Origin of the sequence: Thiocystis violacea (assembly GCF_016583575.1) — a bacterium.
In the GTDB taxonomy this organism is placed as follows: domain Bacteria; phylum Pseudomonadota; class Gammaproteobacteria; order Chromatiales; family Chromatiaceae; genus Thiocystis; species Thiocystis violacea.
In genome coordinates this window covers 107,814-124,958 of record NZ_NRRG01000011.1, presented here as the reverse complement: position 1 = coordinate 124,958, position 17,145 = coordinate 107,814, and the positions used below count along the sequence as shown (strand labels likewise).

Annotated in this window: 13 protein-coding genes and 1 pseudogene; 2 read left to right on the top strand and 12 right to left on the bottom strand. The window is 64.3% G+C overall.

Annotated features, from left to right (window positions below):
* Positions 1-183: 183 nt before the first annotated feature.
* Both CKO27_RS07945 and CKO27_RS07940 read left to right on the top strand, forming a co-directional pair.
* On the top strand, positions 184-756 hold the full coding sequence (locus CKO27_RS07945) for a cache domain-containing protein (RefSeq protein ID WP_200374339.1): 573 nt from the start codon (positions 184-186) through the stop codon (positions 754-756).
* 59 nt (positions 757-815) lie between these two features.
* On the top strand, positions 816-2,480 hold the full coding sequence (locus tag CKO27_RS07940) for a methyl-accepting chemotaxis protein (RefSeq protein ID WP_200374338.1): 1,665 nt from the start codon (positions 816-818) through the stop codon (positions 2,478-2,480).
* A gap of 135 nt (positions 2,481-2,615) precedes the next feature.
* Here the strand turns inward: CKO27_RS07940 and CKO27_RS07935 are convergent, their stop codons facing one another.
* The 12 genes and pseudogenes from CKO27_RS07935 to CKO27_RS07880 form a co-directional block, all read right to left on the bottom strand.
* Positions 2,616-2,864, bottom strand: a complete 249-nt coding sequence (locus CKO27_RS07935) for a BrnA antitoxin family protein (RefSeq protein ID WP_200374337.1) — start codon at positions 2,862-2,864, stop codon at positions 2,616-2,618.
* A complete protein-coding gene (locus CKO27_RS25260) occupies positions 2,848-3,039 on the bottom strand; it encodes a BrnT family toxin (RefSeq protein WP_420825822.1) in 192 nt (63 codons plus the stop codon). The genes CKO27_RS07935 and CKO27_RS25260 overlap by 17 nt, the downstream gene beginning before the upstream one ends.
* A gap of 302 nt (positions 3,040-3,341) precedes the next feature.
* Complete coding sequence (locus CKO27_RS07925; RefSeq protein WP_200374336.1) at positions 3,342-6,431, bottom strand: galactose-binding domain-containing protein; 3,090 nt, start codon at positions 6,429-6,431, stop codon at positions 3,342-3,344.
* The gene (locus CKO27_RS07920) at positions 6,428-6,649 is read right to left on the bottom strand and encodes a hypothetical protein (protein ID WP_200374335.1); all 222 of its coding nucleotides are present in this window, start codon (positions 6,647-6,649) and stop codon (positions 6,428-6,430) included. The genes CKO27_RS07925 and CKO27_RS07920 overlap by 4 nt, the downstream gene beginning before the upstream one ends.
* 81 nt (positions 6,650-6,730) lie before the next feature.
* Positions 6,731-8,155, bottom strand: a complete 1,425-nt coding sequence (locus CKO27_RS07915; RefSeq protein ID WP_200374334.1) for an ABC transporter ATP-binding protein/permease — start codon at positions 8,153-8,155, stop codon at positions 6,731-6,733.
* 127 nt (positions 8,156-8,282) lie between these two features.
* On the bottom strand, positions 8,283-8,852 hold the full coding sequence (locus CKO27_RS07910; protein ID WP_200374333.1) for a hypothetical protein: 570 nt from the start codon (positions 8,850-8,852) through the stop codon (positions 8,283-8,285).
* Positions 8,852-9,676, bottom strand: coding sequence for a hypothetical protein (locus CKO27_RS07905; RefSeq protein WP_200374332.1), 825 nt, complete (start codon positions 9,674-9,676; stop codon positions 8,852-8,854). Before CKO27_RS07905 ends, CKO27_RS07910 begins: the two co-directional genes overlap by 1 nt.
* Before the next feature lie 249 nt (positions 9,677-9,925).
* On the bottom strand, positions 9,926-10,300 hold the full coding sequence (locus tag CKO27_RS07900; protein WP_200374331.1) for a helix-turn-helix domain-containing protein: 375 nt from the start codon (positions 10,298-10,300) through the stop codon (positions 9,926-9,928).
* 22 nt (positions 10,301-10,322) lie between these two features.
* Positions 10,323-10,625: a type II toxin-antitoxin system HigB family toxin gene (locus CKO27_RS07895; RefSeq protein WP_200374330.1), complete on the bottom strand. Its 303-nt coding sequence runs from the start codon at positions 10,623-10,625 to the stop codon at positions 10,323-10,325.
* A gap of 164 nt (positions 10,626-10,789) precedes the next feature.
* On the bottom strand, positions 10,790-14,203 hold the full coding sequence (locus CKO27_RS07890; protein ID WP_200374329.1) for a GH36-type glycosyl hydrolase domain-containing protein: 3,414 nt from the start codon (positions 14,201-14,203) through the stop codon (positions 10,790-10,792).
* A 200-nt stretch (positions 14,204-14,403) separates the two neighbouring features.
* Positions 14,404-15,420, bottom strand: a complete 1,017-nt coding sequence (gene gnd / locus CKO27_RS07885; RefSeq protein WP_200374328.1) for a phosphogluconate dehydrogenase (NAD(+)-dependent, decarboxylating) — start codon at positions 15,418-15,420, stop codon at positions 14,404-14,406.
* Positions 15,421-16,063: 643 nt separating this feature from the next.
* A pseudogene (locus CKO27_RS07880) lies at positions 16,064-17,060 on the bottom strand (IS110 family RNA-guided transposase).
* Positions 17,061-17,145: the final 85 nt, after the last annotated feature.

The window sequence follows — 17,145 nt, the reverse complement described above, 5'->3', positions numbered from 1 at the left end:
CACTGTTCGCAGATCCGACGCCCGACACCGGGTCATCATCTATTCTTTGGCTCATGGCCGAGCGGGGCATGCCGCTCCATGCGCTCGATTCCTGGAGTCGGCGGCCCAATAAGAGTGGCTGATGCGTTGCGCGCATGCGGCCACGCGGCTCCACTCAAACCTCATCACCAAAGGAGAGCGCCGATGTCGCTCCAGAGACTGACGCTTGCGGTTGCGCTAACGACAGGTGTCCTGGCGATGCCCCCGGCGATCGCCGAGGAACTTCCAGACGCCGTGAAGGCCCTGGTGCCAACCTTTCAGCAGTGGGGAACCAATCCGGTCCTGATCCAGGCCGTGCGCGAGCAGAACGCCCTGGGGCGCTCGCTCGATGAGATCAAGCGGCTGGATGCGGACTGGATGGCCGCCAGCGGTATCACGCCGCTTATGGCGGCCATGCAGGACAATCCGCCGGCCAGGGAGCTGCGACGGCTGGAGCAGACCCAGCCGTATTTCATCGAGCTTTTCCTCATGGACGGCCAGGGCGCCAATGTCGCCATGACCAACAAGACCTCGGACTACTGGCAGGGCGACGAGGACAAATTCACGCGGTCATTCAACGCCGGCCAGGGTGGCGTCGACATGGGTGAAATCAAGTTCGACTCCAGCGCCCAAGCCTATCTGGTGCAGATCTCGGTGCCGGTGATGGACGAGGGCCAGGCGATCGGTGCCCTGACGATCGGGATCGATCTCGATCGGCTGGGGCAGGCACAGCCATAGGATCTCGCCAAGCGCCCGCGCCGCGCGGGCACGGCGCTCTTCGTCAAGGAGCCGAGCTCATGAGATGGTTTCAGAATCTTTCCTTCCGCTACAAGCTGATGATTCCGCTCGGTCTCATCGGTCTGCTGATGGTGTTCTTCGCCTGGAGGACGATCGAGCGGGTGGACCGGCTGGCCGAGGACGTGACCGCGCTCGTCAGTGTCAACATCCCGGTGGTGGACAACCTGCTCCAGGCCGACCGGGATCTCTACCAGGCGCTGGTCGCCGAGCGGACCCTGATGTTCGTCGACGTGCGCTCGCCCGACTTCGCGGACATGGCCGGGCAGCATGGCGAGAACCTTAGGCAGGCCAGGGAGCGCTTCGATCACGCCGCCGGGATCCTGATGGACAGCCATCTCGCGACCGTGCCCGAGGTGGCGGAGAAGATCAAGGCGTTCGACACGGCCCGTCAAGCCTGGGAAGAGGTGACCAGGCGCATCGTCGCGGAACGCCAGTCGGACACCCGGGCGGGCCGCTCGACCGCCATCGATCTGAGCTTGAAGGAGGCCCGCCAGTCCTTCGACCAGATGCGCTCGATCCTCGACGGGCTCCAAGAGATCGTCATCACGGCCACCAGCGATGTCGCCGCGCGGGCCGAGTCGTCCGTGGCGGCGAGCCGGATGCAGACGCTCATCCTGCTGGCGGTAGGAATCGGCACCCTGACGCTCGTCATCTTCGCGCTCCCGCCGCTGATCGTTCGTCCCATGCGGCGCATCCTCCATCGCGTGCGCGACATCGCCCATGGCGAGGGGGATCTGACCGCCCGTCTCGCGGAAGACAGCCGCGATGAGATCGGCCAGATCGCCAGTGCCTTCAATTTGCTGCTCGAAAAGCTCCAGCGGTTGGTGGGGCAATCGATCCTGTCCGCCCAGCAGGTCGACGACGCGGTGGAGCGTCTGGAGATGGTCGCAACCGAGAGCGACGAGGCGATGCTCGAACAGCTCACGCAGATTCAGATGGTGGCCACGGCGATGCATCAGGTCGCCACCACCATCGGCCAGGTCGCGGTCAACACCACGACCGCGGCCGAGAGCGCGCGCCTGGCCGATAGCGGTGTGCGCTCCGGGGGTCAGGTGGTCGGTGAGGCGTCGGTGGCCATCGGGCAGCTCGCCGAGGTCGTCGAGAAGGCGGCCGAGGCCATCGCGGCGCTCGAAGCCGAGACCAGCCACATCGGCGCGGTGCTGGAAGTCATCAAGGGAATCGCCGACCAAACCAGCCTGCTGGCGCTGAACGCCGCCATCGAGGCGGCCCGCGCCGGTGAAAGCGGTCGCGGCTTCGCGGTGGTCGCCTCGGAAGTGCGCAATCTGGCCTCGCGCACCCAGAAATCGACGGGCGAGATCGAGACCATGATCGCGTCCCTGCAATCCAGCGCGCACAAGGTCGTCGGCGTCATGAGCTCCGGACGCGGCATGGTCGACGCCACCCTGCGCAAGGCCTCGGAGGCCAGCGCGGCCCTGGAGGGGATCACGCGGGCGGTGGCCAGCATCAACGACATGAACACGCAGATCGCGAGCGCGACCGAGCAGCAGTCGGCGGTGACCGAGGAGGTCAATCGCAATACGGTCCGGATTCAAGCCCTGGCCGAGCACGCGGTCTCCGCCAATCGCCAGACCGCGGCGGCACGCGCCGACCTCGTCAGCCTGGCCCAAAGCCTGCACGCCGAGCTTTCGCAGTTTCGCGTATGAGGGCAAACCCGGCGGACTCCGGGCCATTCGATCAAGGGGGAATCGGGCGATTTCCGGAAATGGAGGGATCCTTGGTCTCCCCGCTCATTCCCACACAAGCTGAGGCTCACGTTGTTCGCCCCAGCCCCATCAAGTTCAGGCTGCCTGTAACACCTCATGCAATACCCGGCGCAAGGTTTCCACCGTGAGTGGCGCCGATTCCGGGGATAGCGTGGCGCGCAACGTCTCGTTGATCAGGGTTTGATAGCCCTTGCCGCTGTGTGCCGCGCGCTCCCTGAACGCCGCCAGAACATCGTCGTCCAGAAACAGGGTGATACGGGTCTTGCCGGTGGCGTTCAGCACCGCGCCGCGCGTGCCGTTGGAAAAATCATAGTCGTCTTGCATTGCCTAAGCCCTCTTGATAGGCGCGCCGCTCGTGAGGTTCAGTCAAGCACGCGGAAATCAGCCGGATCTCATCCTCGCCCCGATAGTGGTACGCCACCACGATAAGACGATCCAAGCCGTCCAGCCCAAGCGTCACGAAACGCTCTTCGGCATGGTCGCGGTCCTCGACGGCGATGGCCTGGTCATCGTAAAAAACGCCTTCGACATCCGACAGGATCGACCCGATGTTTTTGGCGGTTGAGGGTATTTTTGGTGGGGTCGAAGGTGATGTTCATCGCCTTGAAATATACATATCAGATATGTATTCGCGAGACGCTGTACGCTCCGAGGCTCAAGAGACAAGGATGGGCAGGCCCGCCGCGCGTCATCGCATGCCCCGGTCCTTTTGGACGCTTTACGTGCTCATATACCGGCTTGGGCCTTGGAGCCTGGAAGATGGGTTTCGCTGCGCTCTACCCATCCTAACGACGGATTGTGTCAGTAGCGCAACAGGATCTCGGCGGGGCAGATACGGCAGACCGCCCAGTCTGGGCCGAAGTCCGCGCTGGCCTGGCCGTCGATCTCGACACCCTGTAGCGGGTGTGGCAAGGGCGGCATGAGGATGAGTCCGCCGGGTGGCATGGCCAGTTCCCCGGAGAGCGAGAGGCGCAGCCGATCCGGTGCCTCCCGACGCAGACGGTAGCTGATCAGCCCGTGCTGGGTCGGCAGATCGCGCACCCACACCTCGCCGCCTTCGTTCAGCCAATCCTCGGCGACCCCGGCGGCGATGACCAGGCTCTGGTCGGACTCGCGCTCGTAGGCGAAGAATCCGCGCACCGCGAGGATGTACTCGGCCCCGATCCAGCTATGCGGCATGTCTCCGATGAAGCTGGGGCCGAGCGGGTCGCGCCAGGAGATCTCGGGCCATTGGTTCCAGGACTGGATGCGGCGGTCGGCGAGGAAGAAGTCCAGCAACTCGTGCGCCTCGCGCCGCCAGCCGAGCCGCACCAGGGCGGCGATGATGCGAATCTCGTAGGCGGTGTAGTTGGCCCAGTTGGAATCGGGACGGGTGCGCTCGCGGAAGCCGATCAGGTATTTCTCAAAGGTCCGGTCGATGGCCGGGCTGGGCAGATTGTGCAGCTCGTCGGCGATCGCGATGGCGATGGCGGTGGCCGAGGGGTCGAAGTCGGCGAATTCGACCGAGCCGGGGACGAAGTCGATTCCGCGCTCGGCGATGACGCGATCGAGCGAGGCGTACAGCGTCTCCTGGAAAGCGTCGCGCAGGGTCGCGATGCGTCGAGCCTGATCGGTCTCGCCGAGCAGTTCGGCCATCTCGGCGGCGTCCTTGAAACCGCGCACGGCCCAGAAATCGTCCCAATAGGCATGGACCGGATGGGCCATGTAGCCCTCGTGACTCATAGACTCTGGCAGGATTCCGTAACAGGCGCGCTTGGCCTCGGTCTGATACTCAGGCGTGAGGCGCTGGTTGCGCAGCCGCTCCAGATAGTCGACCGACTTGAGCACCGCCGGCCATAGTTCGGCCAGAAAGTCGCTGTCCCCACTGAAGCGGTAGTGATCCATGACCGCGAAGATCAGCTCACCCCAGCAATCGAACTCGGGTAGCCACTCCTGGCCATCGCGATCGGCGCAGTCCGGCAGGTTGCCGTCCTCGGTCTGAAAGCCGGCGTACCAGCGGATGAAGTCGCGCCCGGCCTCGGGGCGGCCGACCCGCGCCAGCGCCGCGCCCATGAGCGCGCCATCGCGGATCCAGGCGCGCGAGTAACGGCGCGGGCCGGGTTGCAGCGCGGGACCGTCGCGACTGATGAGGATGTGGGCGGCGGCGGTCTTGAGGGTCCCGACGACCCCGGCGGCATGGGGCGGGAGCTGGATGTCCAGGACGTCGAGCTTGGCCTCCCAGTCGGACAGGGCGCTCGCGAACGCTTCGCCGCCGTCCGGATCGGTCGGCCAGCCCTCGGCCCGATCCCCCGGGCAGTCGCCGAAGGGGATGGCGAGGAAGACCTCCCGTTCCGAGCGCGCCGGCAACTCCAGATCGAAGCGCAATGCCCCGGAAGCATAACCGAAGGGGTCTGTCACCTGGTCTTGGGCGGGCAGCTCGCCCGACTTCAGGTACTCCGTGATCGCGCCCTGGGCGAAGGCGGCCGCGCCGAAGCCGCTGGGCGGGGTGAAGGGGATGATCCGCTTGCCCTGATCGACCCGCACCTGTCCGTCCACGTAGGTCAGCTCACTCACCTGGCGGACACCGCCGAAGCGCTGCCAATGCTGCCAGGTCGGCGTGACCTGGAAGGGTCGGATGGCGGCGAAGAGCGACACCGGCCGCGCCGCATCCGAGTCGTTCGTGATCCGGTAGCGGATGAAGAGGCTGGACGCCCCGCTTGGCCCGGTGGCGAAGGCGGTGGTGCTCAGACGCAGGTCGCCGGCGCGCCAGTCGGACGAGGGGATCGGCAGATCGCCACGCTCCAGGCTTTGCGTGACTTCGGCGTCGGCCCAGGCGATGAGTTGACCGTCGGCGAAGAGGAAGGGCTCGATGGAGAAGCTGCCCTTGTCGACCTCGACCAGGCCCTCCTCGTTGAAGAGCGCCTGGGTGATGTCCTCGCCCGTGCCGACGGGCGTCCAGTGGGTCTGACGGCCGAGGAAATATTTCGGATAGAGCCCGTCGCGCGAGCGCCTGGCGATGGTGGTGAAAAAATCATTGATGGAGCGCGAGAAGTCGTAGGGCTGGACCTCGACACACTGGATGCCGATCCCATCACGGCCCGCGTCGGCCCCGAGATCGAGCGCCACATAGCGGGAGGCGGCGTCCGGCAGATAGACATGGGTCTCCCCGCCGACCCCCTGATCGGTTTCCAGGCAGGTGCGCCAGGTCTGCCCGTCGGAGGAGAGTTGGATGGCGAGCGTTCGGGGCCGCCGCTCGGGATCCCAGCGGATCGTCAGACCGCCGTATTCGCGCTCGGTCTGGAAATCGATAAGGAGCCGCTGGGGTTGATCGGTCGGCGCGCCGCGCCAGCAGGTTTCAGGGGATGGATCGCAGACATAGTGCGGCTCGCAACCCGGCAGGGCGCTGCTCGCCTCGACCAGCGGGGTCAGGTAGTAGCTGGTGTCCGTGAGGCACAGATCCTCGATCCAGACGCTGCCGCTACCACCGGGTCCGGCCGCGATCACGAACTCGATCGCGGCGATGGCGCGCGCCGTACCCCCGCCCAGCGGTCCCCAGGCGAAGGCGATCTGGCTACTTTTGATGCGCAGATCCAGCCAATCCTCGGGCATCGCGAAGACGTCCTCGCGATAGCGCCAGACGTTCTGGTTGGAGGCGTCCACCAGCTTGAATTCGAAGATGTTGGCCGGCGCCTGGCCACGGATGCCGAAGCTGAAGGCGTAATTCTCCGGCAGGCTCAGGTCGAACTCCTTGCGCGCGACCACGAAACCGCCGCCGCCGTGGAAGTCGAAATCCAGACGCATCGCCATCCCCTGGCGTCCGGGCTCTGGGGAGAGATTCAGCCGCGCCTGCCCCGAGGCGATGGCGGTCCAGCCGGACAGATCCGCGAAGTCGTCCAGGATGTTGGCGTTCATGGGTGGGTTCCCCGTTGGTTGGCATGGGTGTCGTGAGCGGCCGTCTGTCCCGTCCAGGTCCAGGAGCCGTCCGCCTGGATGTCGAGGGTAGCGTCATAGCGTTCGCTTGAATCGGTGGACCGGCCGAGATGAATGGTGGTGATGGATGCCTCGGCGAACCGCCCGAGAACCTGATCGACCTGCTCATGCCCAAGCGTGGCGCCGAGCCGGTCGAGCACGACGAAACGCGGCGCGGCCAGCCTGGCCCGCAGACAGGCCAGAAGCTGCTGGTCGCCGAGCGACAGCAGCCTGTCCCAATCCTATTCGCTGTCCAACCCGCCCACGCGGCTCGGGAGTGAATCGAGATTCCAGTCGGCCAGCAGTCCGAGTATTCGCGCATCGGGGATCGCCTCGTCCCGACCGAGCGGAACCAGGACCGCGCGCAGACGGCCGGGCGGCAGATAGGGTCGCTCGGCGAGGAACAGCAGGTCGCGGGCGGGTGGTCGGATCAAGATCCCCTCCCCGCTTACGGGCAGTCCGGCGGTCGCGCGCAGCAGCGCCAGGGTCGCCGCCTTGTCCGCGCCACGGATGAGGGTTCGCGTCCCCTCGGGAATGGCGATCGAGAGCGCACGGATCAGCACCTGGCCGCCCTCAGGCGCACGCAGGGTCAGCCCCTCATAGACCAGGCGCCCCGCCTCCTCGCGAACCGCGATGGCGGATGGGGCCTGCGTCTCGGTCTGCTCGACGGCCTCGACCAGCGAACTCAGCCGCGAGACCACGGCGGCGAAACTGGAGATCGACTGGAACTGGGTGACGATCAGCGAGAAGGCAGCCACCAGGGTCGAGAAGGCCATCGCCGACTGGGTGATGACACCGAACTCGACCTGCCCCGCGATGAAGGCGGGCGTGATGATGAGTGCCGGGATGATCTGGATCAGCCAGTTGTACCCGGTGGTGAAGAAGCCGAGGTTGCGGTTGATGCTGGTGATGCGCCGGAAGTTGCCCACCAGGGCCGCGAGCCGCGCCCGCAAGCCTTCCTCAAGACGCCCCTCGCAGCGCGCCAGACGGATCGCCTCGGCGTTCTCCCGGACATGGATGAGCCCGGCGCGAAAATCGGCCTCCTTGTCGAGCTGGTCGTAATTGAGCCCGACCAGCGGGCGTCCGAGCAGGATCGTCAGCAGCGAGCCGCTCGCGGCGTAGAGCACCGCGACCATGAAGAGCAAGGGACTGATCGACCAGAGCACCCCGGAGAAGGCAACCACGGTGAAGCTGCTGTTGAGCAGCATGAGCACGAAGGAGAGCGTGGAGGTGGTGAAGGCGCGCACGTCCTCGGTGATGCGCTGGTCGGGGTTGGCCAGGGCGTGCTCGGCCTCCAGGCGCTGGTAGGTGCCGTTGGCGAGATAGACCCCGAGGATCCGTCCGGTCATGAAGTTGCGCCAGAGCAACGCAAGGCGTTCCTCGGTGAAGCGCGAGCTGACCGCGATCAGGGTCGAGGCGGCGAAGACGCCGACGTAGAAAGCAGCCTGGCGGACGAACTCGGCCTGGTTGCGATCCGCGATGGCGGTCATGAAGTCCCGGCCGACATAGCTGTTGACCACATTCATGCCGTTGATCGCGAAGAGGAAAGCAATCAGCCCGGCGAACATCCAGCGCGCCTTCCAACCCACCTCGGAAGCCGCGAAGAAATGAACGGCGCGCACGAAGCGCGCGGCGGTGAGCTTGTGGGGGATGTGTTGCTTGTCCATGACGCAATGTCCCGTGCCAATGAGTGGGCTCAGTGATGCCGTGATCCGCCTCCCAGCCCGAAAACCACGGACTGTCGACTCAGCAATTATTCAAGCCCACTTGCTGCGCCTGTTAAAAACCGTACTGTTATCGGTGAATGCGATCACTAAGGTAATGCAGCCCCAAAAGCGTCGTCACAAGCAGATTGCAGATCCAAAACAGGTATAAAAAGAGACATGCAGGAACAGCAAACACATAAATCTCGACGGGGATGGTGTCCCGAAGGTTTTCGGCCAACAGACCGGCTAACGCACCCCAGAAGTACAGAACCAATCCAAGAAATGAAAGGTACCCGAACATCATGGAGAGAAACCTCCGTCGACTCAGATTGACTGGGACAAGGGCTCCGTTACGACGCTCGATCAAACGAGCTGGCTCGCCGTCCAAAGGAGCATCCATGCCGGGGCGGTCGAATGTAGCTACCGCCGCAAGCGCCGCGATGTAGAAGCCCACTAGAATCTGCAGCAAATCCGTAAAAACAGAAATTAGTCCTGAGTCACCCAACAAACGAACTGGATATGGAAGCAGCATCAGGCAGGCCGTCGCCAATCCTGCCATCAGCGCGGGAACAATCACGTCCAATAACCGCTTCGCCGGGTGCTGAATCCTAAGATAGCGGACCGGCGTCATTAATTGGCGTAGAGCCGCCAAGGACATCAATCACCCCTTGCCGCCTGAAGCGCAGCAATCATTTGGTCGACTAGAGACAGAACGATGTTCTCGTGACACTGCGCAAGGCTCTGGTCGGAATAGATCAGACTTGACCGTCCAAGAAGAGTGTCCGCGACATCTGTCTCATTCATGCCCATGGGGCCTGTTTTTTGGCGCCCATTGCGGTTTTTGTAGCGAACCTTGAGTTCGCTGTACCCCTTTTCTCGATAAAAAGGGATGAGCCTGGTGATCTGCTCAAGGATTCCCTGCTGGCTCGTCGCCTTCAGTACGACGATTCGCTTAGACTCCCGAATCGATGCATGCTCATCAATGCCATGCTCGTCGTTGACATGCTGGTAAAACTCGAAACCCGTGATAGCACCTCCGTCTTCCAGTTCTTCACGCAGGGTAATATCCGGCAAGGTATGCATCTCAACCACGGGATGATAGTGCTTCTCGCGGTTATTGTCCGTTTCGTCTGGCCATGCCCAGTCGATGGCAACCTCTTTGAATTCTTTTCTGAGAAATGGTTGCAACACGCTTCTGCCAAGCCCTGGGACTTCTTCCAACAAGCAGAGGTATCGGGGTAGAGAGGCTGGTGGCATTCTCGGAATCGTGGATACCACGATATGCCCAGAAACGGCCACTCCTTGCCGCTCTAGCAGTGGTTCGTGACGGACGAGATTGGTGTCCAAGTCTCCGATGCTAGGGGCGGACATGTTCGAGTTCACATGCTGAACCAATAGCACGAGCGCCTGTTGAGCAGGACGCTCATCGATTGCTGTAATACGAATGGCTGCGCGTCCGTTGTCCATCAGCTTGGCCGCCAACCCAGCCGCCACCCGTGTTTTGAGCCGAGGGATCAGCTCTTCGATTTAGATGATCGGTGAGTGCTCTGGATCTCTCAGTAAATGCAGGTCGGCAAATTGTATCCACCGCTGATTTTTAGCCAGCATTGTGCTCTCCCTATCATTCTAACGAGCAATACCGTGGATAAAATACAGATTCCCCAAGTGACCTGATCTGCCAGTGAGGGGAACAAGGAACCAGGGAGTTCTCGACCAGCGCAATAAGACTATTCACGCTGAAAAAACATCGCCCGGAGGTCTGATCAGGCTTTCGGCCGGGATGCCCAAATCTCGATGCAGCCGCCAGATCATCTTAAGGGTCAAGGGGCGCTTCCGGTTGAGTATTTCATAGACACGATTGGAGCGCCCGATCATGGGCTCCAAGTCCTTTGGTGCGAGCCCTTTTTGCTCCATCTGAAAACGGATGGCTTCCACTGGGTCAGGCAGGTCGAGCGGGAAATGCCGTCGCTCATAGGTTTCGACAAGCGTGACCAGGATGTCGAGCTGATCGCCTTCAGGGCTGTCCCGCTCGGCCATCATCAGACTCTCGATGGTACGAAGCGCCGTGCGGTAGTCGGCTTCGGTCTTGATCGGCTTGATATCCATGAGTGTATGAGACTTCCTCTGGTTAAACTGTCTGGGCGTCAATGGCATCGTACTGGGCGTGCGTTCCGATAAAGCGAATGTAGACTACTCGATACGGATAGTTGATCCAGACGACAAGCCGGTACTTGTTGCCGCCAAGATTGAAGACGACACGCCCGTCCTTGAGAATGCTGGCGCTGCGGAAATCCGCTTTGACATCGGTGGGCGCCGCCCAATCGGCGCGGCAAGCGATGCGATACCAAGCAAGGGCAGGCTCCTTGGAGTCTTGGAGGGACGCGGTTTCCGCCCAGAATGCTTTCAGCGTGGAGAGTGCAATGACGCGCATGCCTACCAAGATAGTCCCGCCTTGGGACTCGCGCAAGGCCGGGCTTACGCCTGTAATCGGCTCATGAACCCGAAATGAGGGGTATCGAGAGGATCCAGAGCGACAGCGCTGGAGCGGTCTGGCGCCCGACCGCCGCCTGATGGTTGTTGTGCATCGCCAGCGGTTTAACCCATCGCGATCTGGAGCCAATTCAACCCTGGAGTCAACCCCGCGCGGAAGTCGTCCAGCGGGATCTCCGCCGCGCCAAGGCGATAGGGCGACTCCCCCCGCGCGAAATCCAGCTCGACCCCATTGAGCCGTACGGCGAGCGGTCCGCAACCGGCGCTACGCACCTGGTAGGTGACCTCGAAAGCCTCGCCGATCAACGCCAACTCAACCCGCAACCCATCCAGCCGCGCCGGGATCACCGGATCGATCACCAGCCGATCGCGCTCCAGCCGTAGCCCGAGCAGGCCGCGCAGGATCAGGCCCAGGCCGATGCCCGCGCCGCTGGAATAGACTCGCCAGCCGCCTTCGAGCGGGGTTTCGCCACGCAGCGCCCGCGCATAGTCGGCGTCGGCCTGGTAGCGGTCGGCGAAGGCGGCGTCGGAGCTGGAATAGTAGCAGTTGGCCTGGCGCGGGGCGGCGGCGGGGACCAGTGACTGGAGTCCGATAGGGTTGGCCTGGCCGAGCGCGCGGAAGAAGCCCTCGGCATCGCCATAGCGCCAGAGCGCCTCGGCATAGCGCAGGTGGGCGTGGGTGTACATCAGTCCAATCTCGCGCCCGAAGTAGCTGCTGCTCTCGGCGCGCTGGAAGTGGCGTTGCAGACCGCCGCGATAGGGCATGGGTCGATCGAAGAGTCTGGCCCCATCGGGACCGAGCAGATGGCGCTCGATCAGGTCCAGATGGTGGCGCGCCTGTTCGGGGGTGAAAAGCCCCTCGATGATGGCGTGGATCATGGCGAGCAGGCTATAGGAGAGACCGGTTGTCTGGTCGCGCGGGTGCAGCAGATAGGCGATGGCCTCCGGATCCCGGAAATCGGCGAAGCCGGTCAGGGTGTCGTCGACGATCAGGTATCGCTGGAAGTCCGCGCGCACCGCCTCGGCCATGGCGGCGTAGTCGTTCGCTGGCGCGTCCTGGCCCAGATGGCGGAAGGCGCTGGCCAGGGTGGCGAGGGTGCGGAAATGCAGCGTGACCGTCCAGGCGCTGCACAGGTGCTCGCGCATGGCAGGATCGACCGGCTGGAGCGAGTCGTTCCAATCGCCGTGCCCGTAGGCGGCGAGCTGGGTGCCGGTGATGCGCCGCGCGGCGATGCAGGCGAGCGCGCGCTCCAGGTGGACGCGAATCGTCGCCGGCTCGGACTGGGCGTCGCCCTCGGGATGGAAGAAGGGGACGATTTCATCGAGCAGCGCGCCGTCTCCCGATGCGGCCAGGTACTGACCGAGCGCCAGCGGCGGCCAGAAGACGATGTCGCCGTGCGAATCGTCCGGGCGGATGTGGCGCTCGCGCTCGAAGAACATGAACCATTGGGGCCAGTCTCCGTCGGGGTTCTGCTGTTTGAACAGACGCCGCAGCAGATCGCGCACCGGTGCGTGCTGGTCCAGCGCCAGCAGCATCTCGACCGGCCCCTGCGCCACGTCGCGCGTGCCCCAGCCGCCGCCGGAGTATTGCTCCAGCCCGCGCGGGCTGAGGTAATGGACGAGCGCGTTCTGGGCCAGCCAGGGCAGGATTTCGCCGAGCCGCTCCGCATCCCCGGCCAGTGGGCTTGCGGTCGGCGGATGCAGGCGCAGCCCGGCGGTCATGCGCGACCAGTAGTCCGCCTCCTCGATTGATTCGACCTCGGTCCCGGCGACGAGATGACCCGTCAGACGGAAGCCGATGGACATCGCCAGCTCGGTCATCAGACAGAAATAGGGCTGGTTGCGCGAGCGCCCGTCGGCGAACAGCAACTCGTCTCCGCCGACGCACGCGATCTCGGTCTCGGTTCCGGGCAGGAGATCGAGCCGGAAGCCGCCCTCGGGAAAGCGCCGGCCGACATCGCTGTCGGGGATGGGCCGAATGAAGAAGCCATCGGCATCGTGCTCGTAACGCACCGGGATCGACCCCGAGCCATCGTCCCCATTGATGGCGACATGGTTGACGAGCAGGAAGCGCGCGGGCTGACCGGCGTAGATCTCAACCTCCAGGGTCAACTCATGGCGGTCGGTCGGCGCACGGCTGGTGATCTGAATCCAGCCGTCCGCGTAACGATAGGTCCAGCGACAGGCGCTGGGGCTCATGGCGAAGGCCGAAGGGATGTCGAGCCGATGCCAGATTCCGTCCAGCTCGACGAAGAGGCGCTGGCCGTGCGAGCGGAAGAGTCCCAGATAGCCGTGGGTGGTGGATAGCAGACGGTTGATGCTCACATGCCCCTGGGTGACCATCGAGTGAAAAACGCCGGCCATCCAGGCGGTCGAGGTCAGGCCCGATTCGTCCGGCGTCAGCGCCGAGCCGGTACGCAGGATCTGCCCGTGCGGGCGCAGAACCTTGAGCTCCTTGGGCTTGAGGACGACATGGGTGTGCTCGTCGGCGAAGAAGGACAAAAGCACGCCATCCTCGGATTCCAGGTGACGCCAGTCGCTTTGAAAGAGCGCGGCCAGTTCGCCATGACAGAGGTCCAGGCACTCCAGGATTGGGGCGCTGGTGAATAGGTTCGCGCCCCCCACCTCTCCCCAACCCCTCTTCCCCGTGGGGGCGATGGGCTCGAAGAGGATTTCGGCGGGGCTCGCCTCGGGCAGCGCGAGCACGCGCTCGATGCGGGCCAGATCCGCGTTCGAGGTCGCTTCCGGGTGATCCGCCTCGAACCAGCCGAAGAAGCCGCGCCTCGTCCGCTCGCCGGGCTCCAGCCGAAACGCCGTCTCCTGAATCGCCGCCATCCCGTGCTCATGCTGCCGGCGGGTGCCGGGCAGTCCCTCGGTCAGCGCGACGGGCTCCAGCCCCGCGCGGGTCGCCAGACCATGCACCTGCAAGGCATCGGTCGCGTAGCTGACACCCTGTCCGAGCGAGCCGATCAGACACCAGGGATGTCGGCCGCCCATGGACTGATTCTGCCGCGTCGCCAGCACCCAGCCGCGCTCGGGATGGCTGAGGGGACTATGGTCGAGATAGTGGCTGACGTAATACTCGTTGAGCCGCACCGCGCCGTAGTGGGCCAGCGCCAGATCCTGAGTGTGAATCAGATCCAGGGTCACGGTCTCCGCGCCAAGATTCTCCAGCTCCAGATGCCAGAACCAGGCCGGGGCCGATTCCGCCAGCACCAGCGCCAGGCTGAAACGGATGTCGCGCCAGACGCCACTCACCCGGAGCCCTGACCCGTCGCACGCCGCCAGACCCGGACCGCGCGGACCGAGCAAGGGGACGGACTCGATCCGCTCGCCCAATCGGCGCAGATAGAGATTCGCCGGCCCGCCCTCCAGCTCGTTGCCGAGGAAGCCGTTGAGGATGATGTCCTGGTGGTCCAGCCGCTGGATGGAACCGTTGGCGTTCACCCGCGCGGCCAGTCCGCTTGGGCTCTCGATGATCCGGGGGAAATCGGCGGACGGGGAGTTCTCGGCGGTCATGGCACGGCACCTGTCTCGATTGGCTCGATGCGCTTAATACACCGATGGGATGATCTTGGCCAGATGATCCGCCGGGTCGGGGGCGCGAACAGGATGGCGGTCACCGGCAGGCTCTTGCCGGCACGGATGTAATCGCGGGCCAGGTCTCCCCTGGCCCCGAAAAAACCAAGACATCGGATCGGGAAGCGCTCACACGCCACTTACTTGGCGGGCTTTTCGTGATGGCCGCCGAACTGGAAGCGCATCGCCGAGAGCAGTTTGTCCTGATAGTCGGACTCACCGCGCGAGCTGAAGCGCTGATAGAGCGCGGTGGAGAGCACCGGCACCGGCACCGCCTCGTCGATGGCGGCCTTGATCGTCCAGCGTCCCTCGCCGGAATCCGAGACCCGGCCGGCGAACTGGCTCAGATCGGGATCCTCCACCAGCGCGGCGGCGGTCAGGTCGAGCAGCCAGGAGGACACCACGCTGCCGCGCCGCCATACCTCGCTGATGTCGCGCAGGTCGAAGTCATATTGATAGTGCCCGGGGTCGCGAAGCGGGGTCGTCTCGGCGTCCGCCGCCTGCTCGCGCTTGCCGATATTGGCCGCGCGCAGGATCCCCAAGCCCTCGGCATAGGCCGCCATCAGGCCGTACTCGATGCCGTTGTGCACCATCTTGACGAAGTGTCCGGCACCGTTAGGGCCGCAGTGCAGATAGCCCTGCTCGGCGGTGCCGCCGAGCGGCTCGCGGCCGGGCGTGCGCGGAATCTCGCCCCGACCGGGGGCGAGGGTGGCGAAGAGGGGATCCAGATGCTTCACCGTGTCCGCCTCGCCGCCGATCATCATGCAGTAGCCGCGCTCCAGGCCCCAGACGCCGCCGCTGGTGCCCACATCCACGTAATGGATGCCCAGGGCCGCCAGATCGGTGGCACGTCGGATGTCGTCGACATAATAGGAATTGCCCCCATCGATCAGGATGTCGCCCGGCGCGAGCAGCGGCGCGAGAGCGGCGATCGACTGGTCCACCACCGCCGCCGGGACCATCAGCCAGATGGCGCGCGGCGCGGTGAGCTTGCCGACCAGATCCTCCAGCGAGGTGGCGCCGACGGCCCCCTCCGTGGCGAGCGCCGCCACCGGGCCGGGCGAACGGTTGTACACCACGCAGTCGTGTCCGCCCCGAATCAGCCGACGAACCATGTTCGCCCCCATGCGTCCCAGTCCGATCATGCCAAGTTGCATGGCTGTGCTCCTCTTCTGGTGAATGTGAGGTTCCCTCGGTTGTTCGTCTTCCAAGGGAGTGCGCCCATGCTACCTGATGTCTCGACCAGGATGACCCATAACTATCCAATCGGGCGCGACCATAACCGATGCCTGGCGTTGGGGTGGGCGAACGTGAACCCCAACCTTTTCTCTTGAGCCTCGGAGCGTACAGGATGGGCACGCCCGTTAAGCCTCGGTCGTATGGCTGATGCGATAGAGCACGGGCTCTGCCCATATATGGTCCGCCCCGCGATGCAAGAGGAAAACCGCTGTTTCTGACAGAAGGGACGTTGCAGCCATATATCCGGCATCTTGAGGTGTCGTCGCCGACCCTCGTGCCCTGATGGAATTCGCGCGCCTTCCCGTCCTTATCATCCTAACAGTCTCGGCTTAGCCGGCTGATGGGCAAACCAGGTTTTCAGGAAGGCTGGCCGTGCCTTTCAGGCCATCACAGTGATGTTCACTCTTCGCAACTCGTGGTACTCGGTACTCGGTGTTCGGTTGTGGCGACCGCCGGGTCGCGATTCATCCCGCCAAAGTCGGCGTCTCGCCGGTCTCAGACAGCGGCCTGGAGCGGCCGGCCGGCCGCCGGGTCGTAGGGTTGGCCGGTGACCATCACGGCCTAGGCGATCCGCGCGATCTTGTTGGCCAGCGCCACGACGGCGACATGGGTGTGACGGCGAGCTTTGAGGGCCGTCGCCCAGCGGCTGGTGGCGTCCTCCTTGCGCTCCACCCAGCGCATGACGGCGCGCGCCCCATGGATCAACAACTGACGCAGATAAACGTCGCCGCGTTTGCTGATCCCGAGCCGGCGTTCGCGCCCGCCGGTGGAATGTTGTCGCGGCACCAGCCCCAGCCAGGCCGCCAGGGCGCGCCCGTTGCGAAACAGGCCGACGTCCTCGCCGACGGCGGCGATCAGGGCGGTGGCGATCAGGGCGCCGATGCCGGGGATCGTCATCAGCCGCTGGACCGTCTCATCGCTCTGGGCGATGACCTGAATCTGGGTGTCGAAAGGCGCGACCTGCGCCTCAAGGTGGCGTAGTTCCTCAAGTAGGCGGTTGAGTTCGGCGCGAAAGCGCTCCGTCAAGCCGTTCTCGGCGTCTTCGAGGATCTCGGGCAGGCGCCGCATCAGCGCCGCGCGTCCCTGGGGAATCTCGATCCCGTACTCCAAGAGCAGACCGCGCACCTGGTTGACCTGGGCGGTGCGCCGCTCGATGCTGAGGCTTCGCATCCGATGGATCGCCTGGATGTCTTGCGGCTCGACGGTCTTGACGGCCACGAAGCCGCCTGTTAGGCCGGCGCACCGCCTCACAGATCGCTTCGGCGTCCAACGCATCGTTCTTGTTGGATTTCACGAACGGCTTGACGAACTGGGGCGCGATCAGCCGCACCTCATGCCCGAAGCCACGAAACACCCGCGCCCAATGGGGCGCGCTGCCGCACGCCTCCATCGCCACCAGGCACGGTGGCTGATTCACCATGAAGGCGCTCAACTTCTCGCAGCTCACCTTCTTGCTGAACACTGGGTGCCCCTGCGCATCCACGCCGTAGACATGAACGCTGTTCTTCGCCAAATCGATGCCGATCGTGACCACAGGCTCTTGGCTACACTCTTTCATTGGTCGGCTCCGCTACCTCGGTTGACGATGCTTCACCTACATCGCTCATTGTGCCCGCTCAGGGCGCGTTGGAGGAGCGGGGCAG